The following is a 24,451-nucleotide window of genomic DNA, read 5'->3' as shown; positions in this document are numbered from 1 at the left end:
ATAATATTGATATAAAACATTCTTTTCTTACGTTATTATGACCAAATGTATCAATATATTGATGTTTTGTTGTAAAAGTACTTACAAATATCCTAAAGGTGGGAACGATTACAATGAATCGAGAACTTTTAAAAGAAAATCGGGTCCACGGAAACCCTATGTACCCCGTTAGTATCTACCCCAATGTCGAGCAAACGGACGAGCAGAATCAAAGTATCATAGACTACCACTGGCATGACGAAATGGAATTTATTGTAGTGAGACAAGGTAGCGCCATATTTCAAATCAATATGAACTATTATGAAGTGCATGCTGGAGAAGGTCTATTCGTCAACAGTGGAGAACTTCATTCAGGTTATGTAGAGAAGGAGCATACGTTTCCTTGTATATTCTCAGCTGTAGTATTTAGCCCGGACCTCCTTCTTAGTCATGCTTTCGATATTGTTCAAGAGAAGTTTATTGATCCATTGCTCAAAAAAAAGATACTCCCACATCCTCATATCAAAAGAGAGGAACCATGGGAGATCGAAATTCTGGATTATTTAGATAGCATTCTTACTGAAAATGAAGAGCAGTCACTCACCTGTGAGCTCACAACCAAAGCACAACTATATCTCATATTTGCCAAAATGGTTGGACATATTCAACAGACTACGAAAGGGGACCATCGTCCTACTGGAAGTCATGAGAAGGTTGAGCGGATTAAGAATGTTCTGAATTATATTCACGAACACTATTCAGAACCCCTTAAACTGAAAGACCTCGCCTCAGAAATCAATATGAGTGAGGGACATTTTTGTCGATTCTTCAAACAAATGGTTCAGAAAACACCTGTAGACTATGTGAACCACTATCGTATACAGAAGGCCTCCAAGTTACTTGAGAATAGTGATAAAAAAATTGTGGATATCGCGATGGACGTTGGCTTCGATAATCTCAGTTACTTCATCACAGTATTCAAGAATCACAAATGCTGCACACCTTCGCAATATCGGAAGCAATTCTATGAAGGATTAAGTATCAATACGGAAAGCGCTGATATCCTAACGATCCATAGAGTTTAATTCATCACAGTGTATTTCTCAGCATCTACGTCGGTAATGAAGTGACTAGGCTCTCCAAGACTATATATATGTAGAAGATGCATTGCACGAGTACAGACGGTGTAGAATAACTTCCGTTCACTTTCACGGGCATAAGCTTCATTAGAGGCGTTATAGATCATGACCGCATCAAACTCAACACCCTTTGCTAAATACGACGGAATCACAAGCGTTCCTTTTACAAAAGAAGGCGTTGTTTTGGTCACTTTTTTCAAAGTTAAATGATCTTTTAACGCCTCATACACCTGCTCGCTCTCCTCAAGCGTCTTACAGATAATCGCTGTATGTTCATAACCTTGAGCATGCAAGGCTGTGACATCTTCAATAATCTTCTGATGCAATTGCTCACGACCTGTTTCGATCACGACCATCGGCTTATCACCTTGTCGATTAAATGGAACAATTTGATCCCCACCAGGCATCATACTACGAGTGAAATCTACAATCTCATACGTTGAACGGTAACTTCTAATCAGAGAGATGACTTCTGTTTCCTGTGGACCATACAATTGCTGAAGCGACTCCATACTATCTAGAACAGAAGCATGTGTATAGATTCCTTGGTTCAAATCTCCAAGCGCTGTCATACGAGCACGTGGAAATAATCTTTTTAAATATTCAAGTTGGAATGGAGAGTAATCCTGTACCTCATCGACAAATACATATCGGATGGCATTGTTTGTCTGGAAGCCTTTGACTAACTCCTGTAAATACAGGTAAGGTGTCGCATCCTCATATGACAACTTGCCTTGTTTCAGATTAGCAATCGTACTCTCACTAATCTCATCCCAATACATAGGTAGTGAATTCGTTCCGCTAATCGATTGAAGAAGTTGATGATTAAGAAATAATTCCCTATACAATCCTTTGGCGTCCACGAAGCGTTTCCGTTTGATCCATTTACGCACAGGTTTCAGCCACTCATTCACGATCATCCGGGCAAGGAGATCTCGTTCCTTATCATAATCATCATAGGTATCCTTCTTCGCATGTTGTTTCCGTCGAACGTGTGTGTACGCCTTCTGGTACTCATCCGCACTCAACAGATCAATCTGATTGTCCACCCATGCTGCCTCGCGCTCCTTCTTAGCGAATACTGACAACTCCTTCAGCATCCATTCCCGCATCAATTCAACACGATTGGCAAGCTTCACACCCGATTCGAAACTATAGAACTTCTCCTTCATCTTCTCTGCAGATATGATTAGTCTTCCTTGAAATTGTATTGGTCTGAACATCATACCTTGCGATTCTAGATACACCTTGTAACTCGTAATAGCCTCCAAATAAGCAGGCGATGATTTATAGTTAATGGAGGCCTTTTTCACCTCAAGGGAATGTCCTTCGTCCATCTTTAACATTGATTCCATTTGGGCAAATATATCTTCAAGTTCGAATTCTTTCGCCAATCTGAAATCTAAATAAGCTTGAAAAGTTGTCTGTTGCATATTCTCTTCCCCTAATTCCGGGAGTACAGAAGATACATAACTATTAAAGAGTGGATTAGGTGAGAACAGTACGACTTGATCAGCCTTCAAGACCGCACGATATTTATATAGTAGATAAGCTACACGTTGCAAAGCAGCAGAAGTTTTGCCACTGCCAGCTGAACCTTGAACCACTAGCATCCGACTCTTGTCATTTCGAATCACTGCATTTTGTTCTTTCTGAATGGTAGCTACAATACTCTTCATCTGATTATCCGCGCTATGGCTAAGCACTTGTTGAAGAAGCTCGTCACCAATCGTTACGCCTGTGTCAAAGAGAACATCAATCTTGGCATTTCGAATGACGAATTGTCGCTTAAGTTTCATCTCTCCATTAATCTCACCCATGGGTGTATCATAACTAGCCGGACCTGGAGCTCCATCATAGTACAGACTAGATACGGGTGCACGCCAGTCATATACAAGGAATGTCTCATCGTCATTATCTAAAAAAGAGGCTATACCAAGGTATATCGTTTCATTCTGATAGGATCCCTCTTCTTCAAAATCTATTCGACCAAAATAGGGTGATCTCACGAGTAATTTCATTTTCTTCAATGACTCTGAAGACTGAAGATGGCTACGCTCACGTTCTGATAATACTTGTGACTGCTGACGTAGACTTGTTGATGTCTCGCCTAAGTCATCAGAACTACTAAAGTTCACTCTTACTTCGTCCCAGAATTCCTTACGTAAATCTACAACGTCTCCTCGAACGCTACCCACTTCACGTTGAAGCTTCTCAATTCTATTCGCTACTTTCGTGGTCACTTCATCGACTCGTTGCTGTTCGTCATACCATTCTTGATCGCTCGTGCCCATGAATCATTCATCCCCTTAACTCGATTTGACAATTTATAAATAGTACATTATACTAAAGTAGTATTATTATGAATTTTTAAGCTTTTATTCCATTTACACAACAGTATCTATTGTAACAATCCGTGGATTAGAAATCAAATTATCTATCTTATGTCTTATGTAGCCTAACCAATTATCATGATATATAACATTCAAAACGGATATCATCTATGAAGATGATATCCGTTTTTGTGTGATTACCCTTGTTCTTCTCTAGGAAGAGCTTCTATTCATTCTCACCAACAGCATCAAACAATGGAACAATATCGATGCCATCTGCCGATATCCGAACGAGTCCTTTATCAGATAGACGGATTTCGGGAATGACTACAAGCGCTAGCAATGACAAAGTCATGAATGCATTATTAAGACTACAACCTGCATGCAATAAGGCATGACTTATGGCTTCCGATTGGTGTGCTACGGTCTCAAAAGGTTCAGGAGACATCAATCCACCAATAGGAAGTGGGAACGATGTAATCTCATCTTCTGTTACCATAACTACACCGCCCTGCATTTCTGCCGCTAAGTTTCCTGCTTTGGCCATGAGTTCGTTGTCATTTCCTATTACAGTCATATTGTGACTGTCGTGTGCCACAGTCATCGCGATCGCTGCTGGTATATTTAATCCAACACCCTTCAGAATACCCAGTGCGTGTCCCCCATTTAACCCATGGCGTTCAAATACGGCCATTGTACACAAGTCATCCGAAGATTGAAGCTGTACATGGTGATCTTCCACTTGCACTTGTACTTTCCGCTCACGTGTATCGACATGATTCTCAACGACTTCAATTGCCTTAGCACCGATTGACCCATTGGCTATTGGAGCCTTAATCTTGAAATCTTCTTGAACTAATTTCCGATCCATATGAACCGTCTCGAATGCTTCTTTAGGAATCTGGTATCCTTCCCACGTCGTTGTCATGCGTCCAGCCTCAGCCACAACCTGACCAGATGCAATAGTTACCACTACGTTAACATCCGCTATATTTCCATCAAGTAATATAATATCAGCACATGAACCAGGCGTAATTGAGCCAATATCTCTTGCAAGTCCGAAACGTTCAGCCGTATTAATGGTTGCCATTTGGAACGCCGTAACAGGCTTAACTCCTTGCACAATGGCATGACGTACTACGAAATTCATATGTCCCTCTCTAAGTAGTGACTCCGAACTTCTATCATCTGTTACAAGCATCATTCGTCTAGTATCTATTCCACCTTCAGTATGAGCTTTAATCGTCTCAGCCACATCATGCCATGCGGAGCCTTGACGCATCTTCGCATACATACCCAATCGGATACGTTCAATCACATCTTCTTTAGTCACACATTCATGATCCCCACTCACGCCACTTGCCGCATATACAGGTAATCGCCAGTCATCCGACTTCCATGTGAAATGGCCATCAGCATACTTACCGGCGCGTAACGTCTCCTGAATTTCACGAATCATTCGATCATCCCCATATACAACACCTGGGAAATTCATGACTTCTCCTAATCCAATCATGTCCGGACCCCAGCTAAGCGCTTCTGCTACTTCTTCTGGTCCAATAAAGGCACCTGTTGTTTCGAGTCCCGGATGTGTTGAAGGAACACAAGAGGCCACCTGCATGTACGCTGCAAGAGGTGTAGTTCTAGCTTCTTCTAACATGAAACGCAGACCTTTAAGTCCCATGACATTGGATATTTCATGTGCATCAAAGAACCCACCGGTAGTTCCAAGTGGAAGTACCGCCTTCGCGAATTCTGTCACGGTAAGTTGGGTACTTTCTATATGACAATGCCCATCCAATAAGCCTGGAGCAGCATATCTACCTTGCCCATCAATGACATGCGTGTTCTCATCTAATAAATGACTGATGTCTTTACCTACGTAAGCTATTCTTGAACCTTGTACCGCGATAGACATCTCGGGTATGATTTCTCCAGATATCACATTCACTAATTTAATATTGATGATAGCTAACGTTGCCTTAAGATCTCCACGCGCTGTGGCTACGAGCTCAGGCATACAGTCCGCTAAAGTCGTTCTGTTTGATTGATATGATTGCGTCATAATAAACCCTCCTAAAGTCTTTATTCGATATTAAAACACTTTAAATTTTTATTAACTTGTTATGTATTATAAATGTATGTCACCCTTACGTAAATTAATATTTCATAAGAATGACAAATCCACTCATTTCAGGGCCATATCAAGGTTGAAACGCACATCTAAGTTAAATAATGTTAGATACTGTAACAATACACGCATATAGAAATGCTTAAGCTTCTATGATCTCCTTCGTTACATGAAAAAAGACTACCTTAAATAAAATTAAGATAGTCTTTTCACTATTTTTTCAACTTTTTATTCACCTTTTCCCACAATTTCACTGCGTTTAAGTTAGATTCTTCTTTATCATCATCGTATTTGTGATTATTATCCACTAAGCGATTAAGTCGGTTTAATTGAAACCCATAGTCATACATTGTCGCAGCCACAATAGCTAATCGAAATGATCCTCTACCTTCATGATCCAGATATCGCTTAAATGTCTCTCTGATAAATTCACCACTACTTTCTTCTATCATCAAGGATTCTGTCGTATTGGGCTTTAACTTACGATCAAATTTAAGAAGGATATGTTCATGAAATTTCGTTAGCATTTCAATTTCTTCAATGAATTCCTGATCTGTATTCGATATCCGTTCCGACTGAAAATAATGATCTTCAATCGCTTCTAAGACTTCACGCCCCTTATCTAACGTATGAAGCATTTGCTTATATACAACTAAGTTCCTACTTTCATTAAAAGGGCTTCTTTTCAACTTCTTATGTTCTTCCTCGAATAATATGTACTTATCAGACAGGGATCTAATATCACCTTCTAATTTGTTCTTCTCATCTCGAAATATATTCTCTTTAATCTCATCTGTAATTGACGTCCGAAGTAATAACGACAAGTGATCAAAGATCCCATGCATCTGTCCATACAGTTGCTGCTTTGGTCTCGGAGGAATCACTAATATATTAATTAAAAAAGCGGATATAATTCCAATTAAACTTAGGGAGAATCGATTCAAAGCGAATTCCCATTGGCCTGATGCCTCCATGACGGAAATGACCGTTACTAGCGTTAAACCAATCGTATCCCCCATTTTTAGCTTCAGACAAACCATAATAACTAGAATACAGACAAGCCCAACGGCAATAGGTTCACTTGAAAAGAAATAACCAGCAAGCATCGCAATGATCGCGCCTAAGGTATTGGTCTGAAGTTGATCCAGAAAGTATCGCCATGAACGATAGATCGAGGGTTGCATGGCGAATATAGCGGCTACAGCTGCGATTACCGATGGGGTTAGATTAAGCCAAGTACTTAAATATAAGGCAAGGGTTACCGCAATCCCTGTTTTTAGCATACGAGCGCCAAAAGTCATAGTCATCTCTCCTCTACAATAGGTTATCAATGTATTACCCCACCCACGGGAGATTGATGCAATCATGCCGTTATGCATGAAATTCTAAATAATGTTCATACTAATTCTGGTAAACAAAAGAAACTGGGGTGAAAAAGACATGAACCATATGAGAACCCTTTCTAAGCTGGCATTCTCGACGGTAATCGCTAGTCTTATCGTGTGTAGTACACCATATGTTTATGCTGATCAGGCGGATCCTATAAAAGAAGCTCCCCACCATCAGAAGCCTCACGGAGACCATCATCATGGTGGCATCACTAGAGATGCAGCAAACCTACTTGGTATGGAACGTCAGGATTTATTAAAAGAATGGAAACAAGGAAAAACATTGATTCAAATTGCTCAATCGCATAAGGGATGGAATGAAGAAACGTTTACCCAGAAATTAAGTGATGTAGAGTTCAGAAAGATTGATGAGGCCATCCAATCGGGTAAGTTAACGAAAGAGCAAGGAACTCTAATCAAGAAAAAGTTGCCTGAAAAAATTAAGAACGTTCTGAACCACAAACCTAGTAATCATCATGAACGGATGCCCGGCACTTTCTCGCACCTATAACATGACAACAAACAATCAAGTCCCCAAGTTGTGTATTCCTCCAACTATAAAATCCTAACTATAAAGTTAGGATTTTTGTTTATTTCATATTAGGATCATTATTTCTTCTTAAGTGGAGCAGACACGGGAACCTCTAATAAATCTAAAACAAACATGAAGATTGGCACTCCAAGAATAAGACCCCATACTCCTAAGAAGTGTTCAAACACAATCAGAACCGTAAATGTATAGAAAATGGGTAGATGCGTCTTTGACGACATGAATTTGGGATTCATAAAGTACGCTTCAAATGCATGTAATCCTGCTACCATTAGAAGTACATATACCACTTTGATGACGCCACCAATTTTAAATGCAATAGCACATAATGGAACTAAGGAAACAAAGACTCCTACTACAGGAACCAAACCTAGAAGGAAAATCATAATACCAAGTGCAAATAAATTTGAAAAGCCCATCATCCAAAGAATCGCAGTTGAAATAAGGCAATTGATGATCGAGATAAGGAATTGTACTTCAATAACTTTACCGAATGAAAAGACAAACTTTTTACCAAAGTAAACTAGTTCATCATAGAAATATGCAAACTTGCTATCCTTAAACTTCTTGCTGAATTGCGTAACATTTTCCTTTTCCAACATGAAAAACAAACTCATGATAAGAGCGATCCCTATGTTAAAGCTCCATGTACCAATGTTAGAGATGGTCAATACGATAATGTCCCATCCCTGATCCACATAGCTTGCTACGTCAATCTTATGTGCTGATTCCATTAAATAATTAATAACTTTATTATCCGTCGGTACAAAAGGTTTACTATAAAAGGCGATCACTTGCTGTACAAGATCATTCAACTGAGATATCAACTTAGGAGCATACTTTATTGTGCCTACTGTCAGAACGGTCAGAACTAGAGCATACAGAACGACAACCACGATTAAACCATTAATCTTAAGCCGATTCGTAATCTTTTGTGTCAAGAAGGAGTGAAGTCGATTGACCAAATAAGTAATAATGAACGTTATTAATAAGAGGTTCATCATACTTCTAAATAAGTAAAGCACTAAAACAAGTGTTACTAAAACAATTAATCTTTTGATTGCTGGGCTTTGAAGTGTTTCTTTAAATGATGTCATCACTTAAGGCTAGGCTCCCCTTGTTCAAGGTATTTTTGTATATATTATAAGCACTTTCAACACACGATTAGCACTAATATCTATTGTATCATTAGAATAACATCATTGAAAAGAGTGATACTCATATATCATCATATTACTGCGTAATAAACATTCATTATTGGTATTCTTTAATCATCAATTCAAACAAAAATTAAAATTTGCTTAAAAAAAATACCACAATTTTATAAACTCTTAAGGATTGATTTCTCAAGTTCTGATACACTAGTATCTAGTAAGCGTGCATATATTTAAAGGAGGATTATAAATTAATGACTGACAAAGAATTAGGGAATCCCGAAAATAACGAAAATAACCCATTGGACGGATCGCCCAAAGAAGAATCAAACCTAGAGAAAAGTACAAGTACGGAGAATGAAGTTGTCGAGAGTGAAGTTATAGAAAGTGAGATTGTAGAACCAGTAGTGGTTACACCTGAACCTGTTAATGATGTAGTCGTAAACGAATCTACTCTTAACACAGAGGAAGCTATAGTTCCACAGCCCTTAGACGATCAATATTTAACAGAGAATTCATCGGCTTCTGTTCCACCATCAAACAACAACACTAGCCGTAATATATGGATGGGTCTTTCTCTTGTGCTCGCTATCGTACTGGTGATCATTCTTGTTAAGCCAAGTGGTGATAGTGCAGCTGTAGCTACAGTGAATGGCGTAGATATTACAAAGGACAAGCTTTACTCCGAGTTAGTTACCCTTGGTGGTACTCAAACATTAGATAACCTCATCACTGAAGAACTTATCGATCAAGAAGTCAAAAAAGCGAATATTACGGTTACTGAAGAAGATTTGACTAAAGAAATCGAATCCGTTAAGAAAAACTTTGCAACAGAAGAAGAATTCAATTCTGCTCTTACGCAATCTGGTATGACTTTAGATGACCTAAAGAACGAAATGAATATTCAAGTGAAAATTCGTAAATTAGTAGAACCACAAGTGAAAGTAACTGATGCTGACATCAAGAAATACTTTGATGAGAACCCAGGTGCTTTCGATACAGCAGAACAAGTCAAAGCTTCACATATTCTAGTGGCTACTAAGGAAGAAGCAGATAGTATCCTTAAAGAAATTAAGGGTGGATCAGATTTCGCTACTGTTGCTGCAGCTAAATCTCTAGATACAGCTTCTAAAGATAACGGTGGAGATTTGGATTTCTTCCCTCAAGGTACTCATGAAGATGCCTTCGATAACGCAGCATTTGCTCTAGAAAAAGATGAAATAAGCGATGTTGTCCAATCAGCTAGCGGTTTCCACATTATAAAGGTTACGGATCGCAAAGATGCACATAAAGCAACTCTTGAAGAAAAATCAGCAGAGATCAAAGAACAGTTAACAACTACACAAGTATCAACCTTATCATCCACTTGGTTGGCTGATTTGAAGACAAAGGCTGATATTAAGAACACATTGGATAAAGAAGATGATGCAACAGATACCACTACTACAGATACTACAACTGATACTGGAAAATAAGTATCAGAACAGCGAAAGACCACGTGAGTTGAACTCACGTGGTCTTTTTTTTAGAAACCTCTATTCTATCTCCCAATCAGATTAAACGTTCAATAAATCCAAGTGTTTTCCAATATGAGACTTAAGAGATTGCTCATATTCCGCCTCTTTCTTCTCCAGTGTATCGAAGAACTCATCACTAAATATAGCCTTTCCTGTTTCGTCCTCTACCTTCAGCAAAATGCCATATGTGATATGAAGCAGTTGACGGGCATCATCCTCTTCCATGTACTCCGGTAATTGTGCGTCAGTTACTTGCTCTAATGGTTTAATTCGCGCTATATTCGTTGTCACATGGTAATATGCTTTGGCTTCTTCAAAATGTTCTAACGCGTACGCATGCATTCGACGATACAGGGATGGATTCTCCTTCGCCACGGTTCTTACGGCTTCTAACCAATTGGTTCCTGCAGTCTTCACGTGGAAGCGTCCCTTCGTATGCTTCGCTATGATCGGAAACACGCTTAATTTGTCACTTCCAGAATGGATACTTAGTTTATATCCGAAATGATCCGCAATTGCTGCATGAATTCGTAACTCTTGTTCGAATTGTTGAATATCTCCGATGTAATCAATTCCTTTTTGGAATTCCCCACAGAATCTTGGCGCCATACTGAAGATATCGACCTGTTGACGGTCTAATTCTGCTGCTACGAAATAGTGAGCTTCCGGTGAAGTTGGCGTCACGGTCTCATCAATTGAGATTTCAAAATCGATAGCACGATCCACGGGTTGAATATATTTTTCGAAGATGTACACCATGAATGGAATGGCTTCACCATAGATTAGGACACATTTCATGAATTCTATACGATCGAAGACAACCTTCTCTTCCCCTACTTGAATAGATTTATCTAGATATCTCTCTTCATAATCTTTACGTTTCTCTTCAGGTACAAGTTCGTAACGCACAAGCAACTCTTGATCATCAAGATCTTGAATATCACTTGGAATCTTCTCCGAAGCATCTAGCGTTAGCATCGTGAATCCCAAGTCTATCGACATCTGAATATCCGACTCTTCCTTCAAGTGATCTCCATCAGCACCATATCCATCTCGATAACCCTCTTGGAACGCTGCATAACTAGCTGCATCTAGCACATCTTGATAGGTTCTACCGGTTAAAGCCAGCTCACGAATACTTTGCTGTGCAAGGATCGGGGATACAGGACGACCACGTAATGTTGCTAAATGTCCGGGACCCGCAAGTCCAAGCCGATCTCCTAATCCAAACGTAGTAGACTTTTTCCCAAAAGCTTTGGGTGATAAATGCGTGAAATACTTGGCAAGCGTTAATCGATTCTTATGAGTTAAAGGGCATAGCTTATAATCATCATGAATTTCGCCTTCTAGTTCATCATAAAGTTCGCCAACTCCGACGGCCATAATGAATTTCTTACTGTCCACCTTAAGCATGAGCAAATGAACTTCACCATGGTTGTGGAGTGAACGATCATAAATTTTCACTCCTTGGGGTGACGCTGATGCTACACGACCTTCTTTTAACACTTGCGAGATTTCATTCATGATTATAATCCTCCCATATCTTAAAATATTATGATTCACCTTGGTTCAAGCGTTTCGCAACCTCGTCATATATAATCTTGATGGGAATTCCGTGTGCTCTCGCTGCTGTGGCAGCCTCTTCGTACTCTGGGGATTGGTGGATAATCGCCTGCCCTTGCAAGGCTTGCTTCACTTGAATACTCCCGTACTTCGTATCGACTTGGATAAATCTTCGATCTAATATTTTGCGAGACCATTCACTTTTACGAACACCAAAGGTCGTCGTTTCTCTTAATAAGGTCTCTTCACATTGTTCAACATGATCGGGCAAAGATAATACGGTTACTAACACACCCGGTCTGTTTTTCTTCATATAGATCGAGGTGAAATAGACGTCTAATGCTCCAGCATCCATTAAACGTTCCATAGCGTACGCCATCATCTCACCTGTACAATCATCTAGTTGCGCCTCTAGTACATGAATCATTTCCCTAGATTGAAGATCAGGTTGTTCAATGAGACATACTCGTAACACATTAGGATGCGCGAAATCTTTCGTACCTGCTCCGTAACCCATTCTTTCGATCGTTGTCGCAGGGAATACGCCGAACCGAGTCGATAACGCTTTTAGAATTCCAGCTCCTGTAGGCGTAGTTAATTCACTCTCTACCGCAAAATCATCCAAAGGAATCCCTCGTAATATCTCTAATGTAGCAGGCGCTGGAATCGGATACAGTCCATGTGCCATGCGCATCCTTCCTCGACCCGTCGGGACAGGTGAAGACTCGATGATATCGATATTAAGATTCTCAAGTGCCAGACACACACCAACAATATCTATGATTGAATCCATAGCTCCCACTTCATGAAAATGAACATCATCCGGGCTCATCCCATGAATCTTCCCTTCCGCGATAGCAATCGCCCGGAAGATTTGAATGCTTCTGCTCTTCACTCGTTCAGGTAACTGAGATTCTTCAATATCCTTAATAATTCCGGAAGCTTTACGATGAACATGATCGTGACTATGATCGTGACTGTGCCCGTGATCATGGCTATGATCGTGGCTGTGATCGTGACTATGTCCGTGATCATGACTATGATCGTGGCTGTGCCCGTGATCATGACTATGTCCAATGTGAATTACATCTGACTCTTTTCCAAATTGGAGTATTAATGTCTTCGCTGACATTCCCTGTTTCACGACGGACTCAACATCCATATCAAAGGGGTCAAAGGGAAGAAGCTTCAGGTAGTCGCGGATATAATCGATATCTGCTCCAAGGTCAATCAGTGCTGCTAAGGCCATATCTCCGGCAATGCCTGCAAAACAATCAAAATAAAGAACTCTAGTCATCTCTTGCTCGCCTCCGCTACCAATTGTTGAATGATGGCCGCATTGTATCCCGCTCCAAATCCGTTATCAATATTTACAACCGAAATGCCCGCTGCACAAGATGTCATCATCGATAACAATGGGGTTAATCCTTGAAAATGGCATCCATACCCAACAGACGTGGGCACAGCAATAACTGGCCTTCTTACAAGCCCACCCACTACGCTCGCCAATGCGCCTTCCATCCCCGCAACGACGATGACAACATTGGCACTTTGAATATGCTCACGATGGGCTAATAAACGATCAATACCCGCTACACCTACATCGTAAATTCTCTCAACAACACATCCCATCCACTCGGCCGTAATAGCTGCTTCTTCGGCCACCGGCATATCTGAGGTGCCTCCACTTAACACGGTAACTTTACCCTCGAACAGACGCTCTGTTATCCCATAGGTAAAAATTTGTGATATCTCGTGATAGACTCCTCCAGGAAATAATTCTATTAAATCTGCAGCTGACTCTTGCGGGAGTCGGGTAACCATAGCACGACCATGATTCTCAATTAACCGAGTAACGATTAACTTGATTTGTTCTGTCGTCTTCCCTGCCCCAAAGACCACTTCGGGAAATCCTGTTCTCTGTTCACGATCTGTGTCTAGCTTACAGAACCCCATATCTTCAAACGAGCTCATGGCTACCTCCTCGTTCCAATACACGATTCATACTGCCGCTCTTATATCCTGAAAGATCCATTGTAACGAACTCATATCCGATCGTACGTAATTGGTTAGTAATTTCACTACCCAATTCGATTAACCGACTCATATCATGTTGTTCAACTTCGATCCTTGCAATGCTGTTATGAGTTCTAACGCGAACCTGCCGAAAACCTAGCGAGAGAAGATAGTCTTCTGCTTGATTCACTTTGCTTAATTTTTGGAGTGTAATCGTCTCCCCATAGGCAATTCTTGACGACAAACACGCGAAGGAAGGTTTATCCCAGTTCGATAATCCGAGCACCTTAGAGAGTTCACGAATCTCTGGTTTGAATAATCCTACTTCCTGAAGAGGACCACGCACCCCATATTCACGCGCGGCTTTGACGCCTGGTCGATGTTCGCTCATGTCATCTGCTATAAGTCCAAATACTAAATAGTTATACCCCTCAACACTATCATTGATATAAGGAAGTAACTCTTCAAATAGATTTCTTTTGCAGAAGTAACAGCGATTCTCTGTATTCTCCACATAACCCGGAATCGATAGTTCTGAAGTATATACCACCTTGTGCGGTGCTCCCAATTCTATAGCAATCGTCTTCGCTTCTTCTAATTCGCGAGATGGATAGGTTTCCGAATCTGTTGTAACGGCCAATACATGCTCAGGTCCAAGCGTATCAAGAGCTACCTTTAGCAGAAGCGTACTATCTACCCCACCTGAGAATGCCACAACAACACGCTTCATTTCGATTAATATTTCTTTTAATTTCTCATGTTTGTACTTAAGCATTAGGCACATCACCGCACCTTTCGTTTCATTTACTTAAATACCCCTCTTGATCAAATGGCCAGTCGTAAGGTTCACTAACAATCTCTATTTGTGGATTATTTATTGCTTCTGCAAGTAGTGTCTCAGAGATTTCGATCTCTCCAAGATGGAGAGTATCCCGTATTCTAGCTAATCTGCATTGATGGAAATCAAGAATATTACATGTTTTGACTGCCGCTTTAATCGCATCTCGATCGTTTCCAAGTGTTGTAGCTTGCTTCGTGGGAGCACACACGGTAGACGTTAGTCCATTGGCATACGTAGCAGGCCAGTCAGCCTTACTTACTAATCTTTGAGTCGTAAAATCTGCTGTACCCACGCCATTAGCGTTCCCTTGAGATTCTGGTGTTAAATCTAGCACGACCATCTTGTTTACCTCAGGTCCACCGTGTGCATACGGTGTTGGATATCGACCCGTCACATTCGGATCCATACCATCCCCGCTAATATTTTTACCGATATAATCAATCACAAGGACGTCTAAATGCGAGAACAACAGTTGAGGCAAGCGCTTCTTCGCTTCAAGTAGGAGTTCTGGTTCACGCTGCTCCATTTCTGCTGCTGGAACGACTTCGATTCTGCATGTCTGATCGTAGGCATTCTCAATCAAGGCAACACCGAATATAATCGGGAGCTTATCTATCATTCTCTTCGCCATAGCAGGAACATTCTCTGCCATGTATTTAAAACCTAATTGGTGCGTGGCTTCAGCACCTTTTTGTTTACCGAGTCCAATGGCGATCATCTTCAACAGACCACTTTCAATAGGTCCACGGAAAGCCGTATGAGGTTTCACACGGTTAATCATGACAATGGCATCGGCTTCCGTTGCAGCTATTTTATCAACATATACAGGTAGCCCATTTGGAAGTTGGTCAATGAGGACAACCTCCATAGACGAACGGACGGGAACTCCCATACGTTGTTCATCTATACCTAAGTGTGCAAGAACGTCACGCTGTCCTTGGTCTGTTGCACCACCATGACTTCCCATGCATGGAACTATAAAAGGTTCTGTACCCGCTTCTTTCAATTCGTCAATGACACACTTTGTCATTTCATCAATCTTGTATATGCCGCGGCTACCAACAGCTACAGCCACCCTGCTTCCCTTAGCAATCTTCGGGACACAACCAGATTGATCTAGTTTTATTTTCAACTCCGCTATGGGATCTTCTAGCTTGGTGTCATCGAATTTCTGACGAATCTTGACCATCCGAGGCATAGGGATATCTTTTAACATTTGACTTAATAAATCACTCATATCGTCATCGCTCCAAACCCACCATCTACACGAATTAGCGCTCCCGTAACAAATGATGACGCTTTCATAGATGCTAAATATATAATCGTTCCTTGCAGTTCTTCAGGGTTCCCGAACCGACTCATGGGGGTGTGCGTCATAATAGAATCGATACGTTCAGGAGATAGAATCTTCCGATTCTGTTCCGCAGGGAAGAACCCTGGAATAATAGCATTTACTCTAATATGATGGGGGGCAAGCTCACGAGCTAGAAACTTCGTTACGCTGTTAACTCCTGCTTTAGATGCAGAATAAGTAAAGACTTTGGATAACGGCGGATCAGATGATACGGAAGAAATATTAATAATCGATCCTCCCTTACCCTGCTCAACCATGTGATGTCCAAAGATTTGACTAGCCATGACAACACTTTTCAAATTTACATCCATAATGTTATCCCATTCATCCATACGAAGTTCAAAAAAAGGTGTTGAACTATTACTACCAGAACAGTTCACTAAGGTATCAATACTTCCCGTCCATGCTACGACTTGGGCCAGCACGTTTTTAAGATCATCTTCCACCGTAACATCGGCTTGGAAAGTCTGTGCCTCACCCCCAGCATCTTCGATCCGTTGCTTAACAGCATTGGCTGTCTCAAGGTTACGCCCAACGATGGCTACTCTTGACCCTTGAGCCGCAAGACCTTCAGACATGGCCCCTCCAAGTACACCATTTCCACCTATAACGACTGAAGTTGTCCCTGTTAGATCAAATAGATTCATCATACAATCCCTCCATGGTAAACTAATACCTGACAATAACAACGTTGTTATTGGTAATCATAACCGACTTTTTTTATACTGTCTACCACTTTAATTGAAGTAAATCACTTATCGTTTTGGTTTCTCTATGCTATAATAACAACGTTGTTAATTGGGAGGGATTTAGAGTGTCTATCACGATTAAAGATATAGCTGAACGTGCAGGTGTAAGTTTTTCTACAGTAAGTAAAGCGCTCCGGGATAGCCCCCTTGTACAAGATGTAACCAAACATAAAATACTAGAGATTGCCAAAGAATTAGGTTATCAACCCAATATAGCAGCCCAAAGACTTGTTTCGAATAAAAGTTGGATTATTGGTGTCGTCTGGCCATCTGTGGAACGAGTCGCACCCTCTGCCTTAATTACAAGAATCAATCATGAACTAGCCAAACACTCTTACACGACATTATTATCCATCAATGATACTCCTATGGCGATCGAGACCTTTATCCGTCTACAATGTGATGCCATTCTTGTATTCCATGACCAAGAGAGACGTGAGAGTGGAGAGGACACGGATTTTCCAAGTTCACATCATATTCCCATCCTTTATTATGGGATTGATGGGCTGACACCCTATACAACGATTGATGCTATTCGTAGCAAAGCCATTGAACTGGCCGTTGATCATCTTGTTGAACTCGGGCACCAACGAATCGCCTACATAGGTCATGTCATGACGAACGATCCTTTGCAATACGAGAAAGTCGTTGCTTTCACTGAACGGATGCATGAGCATCATTTACCCATCACGAGTGAATCAATCCTACCTATTCATAGTCTGGATACACATGAAGGTTATATGACAGCCAAACAATTACTCCGCTCGTCCGAACAGAGACCTACAGCCATCATTAGCGGGAGTTATGATCTTACAAGAGGGGTCGTGCGAGCAGTTAATGAGTTAACATTACAGATTCCAGCAGATTTATCTATTGTTAGTTATGATAATATCCAGCAGATGGAGGACCTTGAGATACCTATGACGGCTGTTGGTGTAGCACTAACTGAAATCGTAAATACAACCGTCCAAACCTTACTTGAGATGATTGATAGCAAAGGTCCTATTCCGTCTAATCATCTTGAACCCGAGTTAGTCATACGTTCCTCTACTTCTTCACCAGCTACATGAGAGATTGCCTTTGAATAACATGAAACAAGGTACGATAGTTCATCATACAAGCATAAACGGCTTCGCCGTCCTTTAGCGACGATGAAACGTTTAGCGTTGAAATATAATCCTATGTATAAGCAGAAATACTTATAAATTCTTATATTTTAAAAAAAGAACGGATATCCTACGTAGTTCTTACGTAAGTATCCGTTCATTAATAGAAACATAGCTAGTCTAGTCAACCCCCCTGGAGAATACCTGGAACCGGCGTCACGCCGAACGCTTTTGCTAGATCAATTAATTGTTGCTCTGTAATCCGTTGTTTAATCTCATGATGTGCAACTAACATATAAATCTGTGCAGCTTTCTCAACGGTCTCTATTAACCCAAATGTCTCATCCATCGTCGAACCCGTACCAAAGATCCCATGCTGTGGCCAAATCACAACTCGATGATCCTTCATCTTCTTCGCCGTTTCTCGCCCAATATCATTACTTCCTGGTAACATCCAAGGAATAACACTTACGCCATCAGGAAAAACAACAATACATTCCGTACACATTTCCCACAAAGTCCGTGTAAATTTTAATTCGTCCAGATCATGAATAAAGGTCATCGCTAATGTGTTTGTAGAGTGCGTATGCATAACAATGCGATGTGTAGGATCCACTTGTAATCTCTCTATATGACTCATGAAATGAGAGGCAAGTTCACTTGTTGGAACCGCACCCTGACTTAATCCCCAGAGAATATCAATAGAATCACCCGTCAAAGACACGCGGATAACACCAAGATTAGACTCAGGGTCAGAGATCACATTCTTGAAATACTTACCTGAACCTGTCACGATAAAATACTTACCTGCTAATGGCACCACTGGAAAGGTCAGATCAAGTGTCCTGATGACTTTTTGTGTATCTATATACTTACTAACTTCGGATTCCTCCAGTATATAACTGATATTTCCTCCGTTACGTTCATCCCAACCCAAATTCCACATATGAAAAGTAATATCAGCCATTTCCCGTATAAAAGGCACTTCCATGGAAGATACATAACTCTGTATTACTCTCTCGCCCTTGAACGCTATAGTCATATTAGCACTCTCCTTCAATATCCTATTTATGGAATATCGTTGCTTATATTTATATCCTATGTCCGAAAATCTTTATTGTCAACTAAATCAAAATAATAAATGTTGTTTTTGTTTGTTTTATGTATTTTCAATGACAACACGTTGCATAGGGTATCGTTCTTCACTCCAAATTGCTACAATATGGGTGTTGTCATTTTTGTATAAAGTATTATTCATCGACGGAAAGGTCTGATCCTATTGTTAGCAGCTGAACGAAGACAAAAAACCATCGATCTCATTCATCAAGATAAGACGGTGTTAGTGGCGGATTTAAGCAAAATGTTTGATGTTACCGAAGAAACGATTCGTCGTGATTTAGAAAAGCTGGAGAAAGAGGGCATTGTCAGTCGTACTTATGGTGGGGCTATGCTCAATCGACATACAAACGAGGACCTGCCTTATTCAACTAGAAATTCTATAAATATGGATATGAAGCGAGATATCGCCTTAAAAGCACTCTCCTTAATTCGCGATGGCGATACCTTAATGGTTGATCCTAGTTCAACTGTATTTGAGTTTGTAAAGACATTAAATAACAAAAGTAATCTCACCATGATCACGAATTCGATTAACATACTTTCTGAGTTTGCTAATTCCAACTTAAATATTATTTCTACCGGAGGGTCTCTTCGATACCGCTCGCTTTCATTAGTAGGTCCGATATCTCTAGAAACCGTACAGAAATATAACGTGGATACAGCTATTATCGGTTGTAAGGGCCTCTCTCTCGACAAGGGCATTATGGATTCCAACGAACCCGAATGTGAGTTAAAAAAGATGATGCTCAAACAAGCTAACAAAGTCATTCTGTTAGCTGATCATACGAAGTTTGATAAAATTGCTTTTGTTAAATTGGCTAATCTCAATGTTATTCACCATGTAGTGACTAATCAGAAACCATCGGATTCATGGTTAGAAAGACTTGTGAAGCTTAATATTGAAGTGATCTATTAAACATGGGAAACAGTTCAAACATTAGTCTTTTTGCTATATTTCGGTTGACCTAACCATACTTCAGTACTGTACTTCACTGTAATTAATCCACTTGTGGCCATATCGTTAAAACGTTGTCTATGGGCTTCTTGAAAAGTGACGAACCACTCTTCGCTTTCATCTGGGGATTCCATCCCTGCCCCAATGGCTCCCCAGTAATCATCCCAAGTCTCACTCTGCTCTTGTGTGAACAAATATCTACTAGGTATAGCATCTCCATAGAAATATTGAACGGGTTCCTCATGCCTTGTTGCAGTTAATCGCTGATTGTAGTGTTCATTGTTACATACCCGCAGTGTATCTCGTACAAAGTTATGCTCATCGTGATATGAGAAAATAGCTAACATTCCGTTTGGTTTCAGAATTCTTCTAAACTCATTAAGGGTACGCTCTGGTTGAAATCTATGATATGAATTGGCAGCTATAATTAAATCTACCGAATGACTTTCAAGTGTTGTATTCTCAGCTACGCCATCTATGTAATCAATATCCTGTCGATCTCCAATGAAGTCATGTGCAAAGTTACGCATTTCCAACTCCGGTTCTATTGCAAATACCTTCTTTACTTTACCAACGAAATGTTGCGTCAAAAGTCCAGTTCCTGCACCCACATCCGCAACAACGCCTTGGCTAACATTCGCTGTCTCTATGATAAATTGGCAGGCGTCTGTCGAATAAGGCCATCGATACTTCGCATATTGCATTACTTTTTCACGGGTCATTTGATTCATGAATTACGCTCCTTATCATGGACTCTAGAAACAGTTAATTCCTATTTATTTTCATTCTTCATTTGGCTTATGTCCAAAAAAGCTAAGATCATTCCACCCTAACGCAACTTCAGTTACGATATTACCTCCTATTTTGATCTCTTTCTTCGTTATATACTGCCCTCCAAGTCTCTTATAAAAATCAATAGATGGATTTCTTTCAAGTACCCAGACCATTAAAGAATTTAGCTTATTGGACTTTAATGTTTCAACCAATCGATTAAAAAGTAATGTACCATAACCCTTCCCCTGCTCTTCCTCAAGTAAATATATAGCGTACACTTCTGCATCATATGCTATATCTGCTTCTCTACACGTTCCACCCTTAATAAAACCACGTATTGTCCCATGCTCTTCCGCAACATATGTAGCATCATTCTCTTGTAAATGATGGAGTGCCGACTCCCAGTTTTCTTTACGTTTTTCCACTGATAATTGATTTAAAAAAGCATCTGATATCATACCCTTATATGTAGTTCTCCAGCTATTCACACTAACTTGAGCTATTCCTTCTGCATCACATAGCGTTGCCAATCTTATCTTCATTTGTTCTACCCCTCTCTTTCAGAAAAAACTTTCGAATAATCGACAGATCTGGTGGATTGATGGTACTGGGTATTTTATCAGATTTGATACTCCCTGCACTGCTATTTTTTTCATATTCATCATTATTTCTGTGCAAAGCGAGCACTGCCTCTCCAGCTCCAGCTAAGTAACTGCTTGTGTGACCCATTTTTAGTCCTCAATCATATTTCCCTATGCTTCTACTGCCAACTTAATTCCTTCCGGAAGCCGTAAAATATGCGGTTCCGAATGCCCCTCTTCCCAGCCTGTTTCTATTGGACCCAAAGGTGTTGGAATGCTGCCCATGCAGGTCCCAATCCCGGTCAATTTCTGTGGACGGAAAGAGATACTCTGATAGCCTGGTTCCAGAGGTGTAATGCCCAGCACCCGCGATAATATCCAATGAACAGGAGTACTAGCCCAGCTATGACAGAGACTCATTCGAAATGAATTGTAGGCGGTATAGGTTGTTAAAGCATCATGAAAGTCTCTCTCATGTTTAAGCGTTACGCTCTCCCAACAGGTGGTCGCACCTTCCTCCAGCATTTTACCCCACACTGTTGATATAGCTTCCCAAGCCTTTTCCTGTAGCCCAAATTCTGAACAGCATTCTGCCAACCAATAAGCGGACAGCGGTGTTATCGGATCCTGTATTTGATAAGAGCGCAGGAATGCCTCACCTTCATCAGTCGAGACATACCCTGCCATGATACCAATTAGCTTCGTAATCAGCTGTTTACCAGAAAGGAAGCTCTCCTCTTCAATCTGCGTATGACTCCAATCGTTTAATTCTGTCAGCTCTGGTACAAAGCTTTTCAACTTGCGAAGATTATCCCCTGTTATACGGAATAAAGCCTGCATACCTAGAACCCCTTCTTCCGGCTCCATCGGCACCCATTCCATCAGCGTGGGTGTAACATTGAGCAATTCATGAGTATTAGGATCAATATTGCTCTCCACTAGCCTGCAGTGTCTTACGATATCATGCTTAATAGACAATACAAACTCCTTATCGCCAGTGTGCAAATAGTACTCCCATACATTATTCAACCACCACAACGTATAGGAAGGAATCGCATTCATCCAATAACCGTCTGGTGTCCCTTGCCCAAGTTCCACAATAGAACGGCGAAGAACAGCAAGATCATCCCATAATACATAATCGGCTTTGGCAGCTAGATAAAAGTCATAGGTCCAGTTCAATCGATCTCGCTTAATCCCATCCCATAATCCAATCTGATGACATACCCGATTCGTATGCAAAGAGATATCGAATATTTGTTTAAGAAGCGCTGAATCTGTCCGAAGCGAACCCTTTTGATTTAGCGCTACTCCCACTTCTTCCCCTTGCCACTCTAATTCAAATGGACATCCTTCATTCGCCAGCACATACATACGGAAATAACGAAAACCCTGCGGAAGGGTAGTATGAACTCCGCCTGCTTCAAGCTCAATGGTTTCTGTAATTAATCCTTCATACCGTTCAAGCTCCTGCAGCGATTCTGCACCATTCCATACAATTGTAAGTGATGTAATAGAACGATTCTTGAGGTGAAAACGCATATTGTATTCTTTGTCCAAATCCAACACACAAAGAGGCATACCCGAAAAGTTCATCTCACGGATAAAAGTGTTTCTATCACGCCATTCCGTTTGCTTCCGAACATGATAGAAAATATGAAATTCATTGCGAATAGGCGCCGGAATAAGAATATTTCCTTTCCCACTTCCACTGAGCAGAACTTGGTTGTTAAGCAACTGTGCCTCTGCCTCATTAACTGACAATAGAGAAACACAGTCTAATGGAGAGGTAACAATATCTCTAAATCCTCCTGCTACGAACCATTCGGGTCCTTCTTCCAAATCACCGTAAGGCTCCTCGCCGAGTAAGCAGATGCTAGCTGAATGTTCACCATTTGCAAGCCATGATTCGTCTGTGCACAGCCAATAATGGTCTGCCTTCAAATAAGCGATACAGCCCACTTGTCGTCCCTGAAGATGAATATTGATCGGCACTACTGGAATGATGTTCTTACATATAATTCGTAGCCGAAGTGTATGCTCACCAGCCTCAAGACTCATCGGGAAGGATACGATCCGATGAAAAGCGCAAATATTAGCTGCACTTTCTTCCATTACACCAACGATGTTGCCATCCAATTCCACCTCAACTGCACCGGTCAGAGCAATTCGAAACTCTATATGGTCTGCAGCGGATTCAAGAACGAAGGTTTTCACTAATTTTACCTTGCTTGTCTTCTCACGATCACCATGCCATATCCATTGAGGGAGCATCTGTAGTTTATCTAGCATTGATTATTCCACCTTTACATTTTCAAAGCGCCCTGTGTCATGCCTTGAATATAATATTTCATCCCGAAGGAGAAGATCAGAATAAGCGGTATCGAAGAGATGCCATAGGCTGCGAATTTAGTGCCCACATCGGTAATGCCGAATTGCTTCGTGAATTGTGTCAATCCTACCGAAATAACTTGAATACCGCTGTCTTGAATCGTGAGTAACGGCCAAATATAGTCGTTGTACACACCTACAGACTGCATAATGAATAAGGTAACCAAGATGGGCAGAGAAAGCGGTATGACGATCTGAAAGAAAACACGTATTTCAGACGCCCCATCAATACGTGCCGCTTCAAACAATTCGCTTGGCAGCCCGGACATATAGCTCCGGCATAGAAACGTACCGAACACTTGGCCTCCGGCAGCAGCAGCAATAATAATAACCCACGGCGTGTTCGTCAGATTCATACTCTCATACAGTACATAAGAAGGAATCAAGGTTAGAATGCCTGGAATCATCATAATGGCCAGCATCATAAGAAACAGCATCTCTTTGCCGGGAAACTCTTTCTTGGCAAAAATATAACCGGATATAGCGGATAGAATCATAACTAGAAAGCTTGCAGCTATCGCATAAACCAATGTATTAATAATATAATGCCAAATGCTGTTGAAAGCTTCACTATAATTTCCCCATTTGGCTGGCGAAGGCAGTCCCCAGAAGTTCCCTAGAATTTGAGCATTGCTCTTCAGCGAGCTGACTACCATGAACAGAATTGGAACTAGCATCAGGACAACCAGCAGCCCCAGCATTATGAAGATGATAATTTGATTGATGATCATGTTCCCTTTGAATAGATTCTTGTTTTTAACTTTGGCTCCGACCTTCAATGACTTCACATCCCGACTGGTGATCATGGTTA

21 protein-coding genes are annotated in these 24,451 nt (G+C 40.8%); 5 read left to right on the top strand and 16 right to left on the bottom strand.

Going from position 1 to position 24,451, the window contains the following annotated elements:
- Positions 1-113 precede the first annotated feature (113 nt).
- The gene (locus AC1D69_RS08195; protein ID WP_495455633.1) at positions 114-1,064 is read left to right on the top strand and encodes an AraC family transcriptional regulator; all 951 of its coding nucleotides are present in this window, start codon (positions 114-116) and stop codon (positions 1,062-1,064) included.
- Here AC1D69_RS08195 and helD read toward each other — a convergent pair.
- From helD to AC1D69_RS08180, 3 genes are all read right to left on the bottom strand, one after another.
- Entirely contained in the window at positions 1,061-3,412 is a 2,352-nt protein-coding gene (gene helD / locus AC1D69_RS08190) for an RNA polymerase recycling motor HelD (RefSeq protein ID WP_495455632.1), read from the bottom strand. The genes AC1D69_RS08195 and helD overlap by 4 nt on opposite strands.
- A 265-nt stretch (positions 3,413-3,677) precedes the next feature.
- The gene (locus tag AC1D69_RS08185) at positions 3,678-5,516 is read right to left on the bottom strand and encodes an adenine deaminase (protein ID WP_495455631.1); all 1,839 of its coding nucleotides are present in this window, start codon (positions 5,514-5,516) and stop codon (positions 3,678-3,680) included.
- Between the two features lie 278 nt (positions 5,517-5,794).
- Positions 5,795-6,883: an FUSC family protein gene (locus AC1D69_RS08180; protein WP_495455630.1), complete on the bottom strand. Its 1,089-nt coding sequence runs from the start codon at positions 6,881-6,883 to the stop codon at positions 5,795-5,797.
- Positions 6,884-7,022: 139 nt separating this feature from the next.
- On the opposite strand from AC1D69_RS08180, the gene AC1D69_RS08175 reads away from it, so the two are divergent.
- A complete protein-coding gene (locus tag AC1D69_RS08175; protein WP_495455629.1) occupies positions 7,023-7,481 on the top strand; it encodes a hypothetical protein in 459 nt (152 codons plus the stop codon).
- A 98-nt stretch (positions 7,482-7,579) separates the two neighbouring features.
- On the opposite strand, the gene AC1D69_RS08170 is transcribed toward AC1D69_RS08175, so the two are convergent.
- Complete coding sequence (locus AC1D69_RS08170) at positions 7,580-8,617, bottom strand: AI-2E family transporter (protein ID WP_495455698.1); 1,038 nt, start codon at positions 8,615-8,617, stop codon at positions 7,580-7,582.
- 311 nt (positions 8,618-8,928) lie between these two features.
- Between AC1D69_RS08170 and AC1D69_RS08165 the strand changes: the two genes are divergently transcribed.
- Positions 8,929-10,149 (top strand): foldase protein PrsA, encoded by a 1,221-nt coding sequence (locus AC1D69_RS08165; protein WP_495455628.1) that lies wholly within the window; start codon positions 8,929-8,931, stop codon positions 10,147-10,149.
- An 81-nt stretch (positions 10,150-10,230) separates the two neighbouring features.
- Here the strand turns inward: AC1D69_RS08165 and AC1D69_RS08160 are convergent, their stop codons facing one another.
- Genes AC1D69_RS08160 through AC1D69_RS08135 form a run of 6 tightly spaced genes read right to left on the bottom strand, consistent with a single transcriptional unit; the run spans position 10,231 to position 16,612 of the window.
- On the bottom strand, positions 10,231-11,715 hold the full coding sequence (locus tag AC1D69_RS08160) for a tagaturonate epimerase family protein (protein WP_495455627.1): 1,485 nt from the start codon (positions 11,713-11,715) through the stop codon (positions 10,231-10,233).
- Between the two features lie 28 nt (positions 11,716-11,743).
- Positions 11,744-13,051 (bottom strand): nickel pincer cofactor biosynthesis protein LarC, encoded by a 1,308-nt coding sequence (gene larC, locus AC1D69_RS08155; protein ID WP_495455626.1) that lies wholly within the window; start codon positions 13,049-13,051, stop codon positions 11,744-11,746.
- Positions 13,048-13,728, bottom strand: a complete 681-nt coding sequence (larB, locus tag AC1D69_RS08150; RefSeq protein ID WP_495455625.1) for a nickel pincer cofactor biosynthesis protein LarB — start codon at positions 13,726-13,728, stop codon at positions 13,048-13,050. Before larB ends, larC begins: the two co-directional genes overlap by 4 nt.
- Entirely contained in the window at positions 13,715-14,545 is an 831-nt protein-coding gene (gene larE / locus AC1D69_RS08145) for an ATP-dependent sacrificial sulfur transferase LarE (protein WP_495455624.1), read from the bottom strand. Before larE ends, larB begins: the two co-directional genes overlap by 14 nt.
- A 25-nt stretch (positions 14,546-14,570) precedes the next feature.
- On the bottom strand, positions 14,571-15,848 hold the full coding sequence (locus AC1D69_RS08140; protein WP_495455623.1) for a nickel pincer cofactor-dependent isomerase, group 22: 1,278 nt from the start codon (positions 15,846-15,848) through the stop codon (positions 14,571-14,573).
- Positions 15,845-16,612: an SDR family oxidoreductase gene (locus AC1D69_RS08135; protein ID WP_495455697.1), complete on the bottom strand. Its 768-nt coding sequence runs from the start codon at positions 16,610-16,612 to the stop codon at positions 15,845-15,847. The genes AC1D69_RS08140 and AC1D69_RS08135 overlap by 4 nt, the downstream gene beginning before the upstream one ends.
- Before the next feature lie 167 nt (positions 16,613-16,779).
- On the opposite strand from AC1D69_RS08135, the gene AC1D69_RS08130 reads away from it, so the two are divergent.
- Positions 16,780-17,784 carry a LacI family DNA-binding transcriptional regulator gene (locus AC1D69_RS08130; RefSeq protein ID WP_495455622.1) on the top strand — a complete coding sequence of 335 codons (1,005 nt, stop codon included), beginning with the start codon at positions 16,780-16,782 and terminating at the stop codon, positions 17,782-17,784.
- 220 nt (positions 17,785-18,004) lie between these two features.
- Here AC1D69_RS08130 and rhaD read toward each other — a convergent pair whose 3' ends face one another.
- Entirely contained in the window at positions 18,005-18,862 is an 858-nt protein-coding gene (gene rhaD / locus AC1D69_RS08125; protein ID WP_495455621.1) for a rhamnulose-1-phosphate aldolase, read from the bottom strand.
- A gap of 237 nt (positions 18,863-19,099) precedes the next feature.
- Here rhaD and AC1D69_RS08120 point away from each other — a divergent pair, with 237 nt between their 5' ends.
- Positions 19,100-19,855, top strand: a complete 756-nt coding sequence (locus AC1D69_RS08120; RefSeq protein WP_495455620.1) for a DeoR/GlpR family DNA-binding transcription regulator — start codon at positions 19,100-19,102, stop codon at positions 19,853-19,855.
- Between the two features lie 14 nt (positions 19,856-19,869).
- On the opposite strand, the gene AC1D69_RS08115 is transcribed toward AC1D69_RS08120, so the two are convergent.
- From AC1D69_RS08115 to AC1D69_RS08095, 5 genes are read right to left on the bottom strand one after another with little or no spacing between them, the layout of a single operon-like run.
- Positions 19,870-20,625 carry a class I SAM-dependent methyltransferase gene (locus AC1D69_RS08115; protein WP_495455619.1) on the bottom strand — a complete coding sequence of 252 codons (756 nt, stop codon included), beginning with the start codon at positions 20,623-20,625 and terminating at the stop codon, positions 19,870-19,872.
- 51 nt (positions 20,626-20,676) lie between these two features.
- Positions 20,677-21,210 (bottom strand): GNAT family N-acetyltransferase, encoded by a 534-nt coding sequence (locus AC1D69_RS08110; RefSeq protein WP_495455618.1) that lies wholly within the window; start codon positions 21,208-21,210, stop codon positions 20,677-20,679.
- Positions 21,182-21,397, bottom strand: coding sequence for a hypothetical protein (locus tag AC1D69_RS08105; protein ID WP_495455617.1), 216 nt, complete (start codon positions 21,395-21,397; stop codon positions 21,182-21,184). Before AC1D69_RS08105 ends, AC1D69_RS08110 begins: the two co-directional genes overlap by 29 nt.
- Positions 21,398-21,420: 23 nt before the next feature.
- A complete protein-coding gene (locus AC1D69_RS08100; RefSeq protein WP_495455616.1) occupies positions 21,421-23,541 on the bottom strand; it encodes an alpha-L-rhamnosidase-related protein in 2,121 nt (706 codons plus the stop codon).
- Positions 23,542-23,555: 14 nt separating this feature from the next.
- Positions 23,556-24,446: a carbohydrate ABC transporter permease gene (locus tag AC1D69_RS08095; RefSeq protein ID WP_495455615.1), complete on the bottom strand. Its 891-nt coding sequence runs from the start codon at positions 24,444-24,446 to the stop codon at positions 23,556-23,558.
- Between the last annotated feature and the right edge of the window lie 5 nt (positions 24,447-24,451).

The organism is Paenibacillus sp. Y301, from assembly GCF_059445505.1.
The sequence above is the reverse complement of the archived record's forward strand: the minus strand, read 5'-3'. Positions and strand labels throughout refer to the sequence as shown.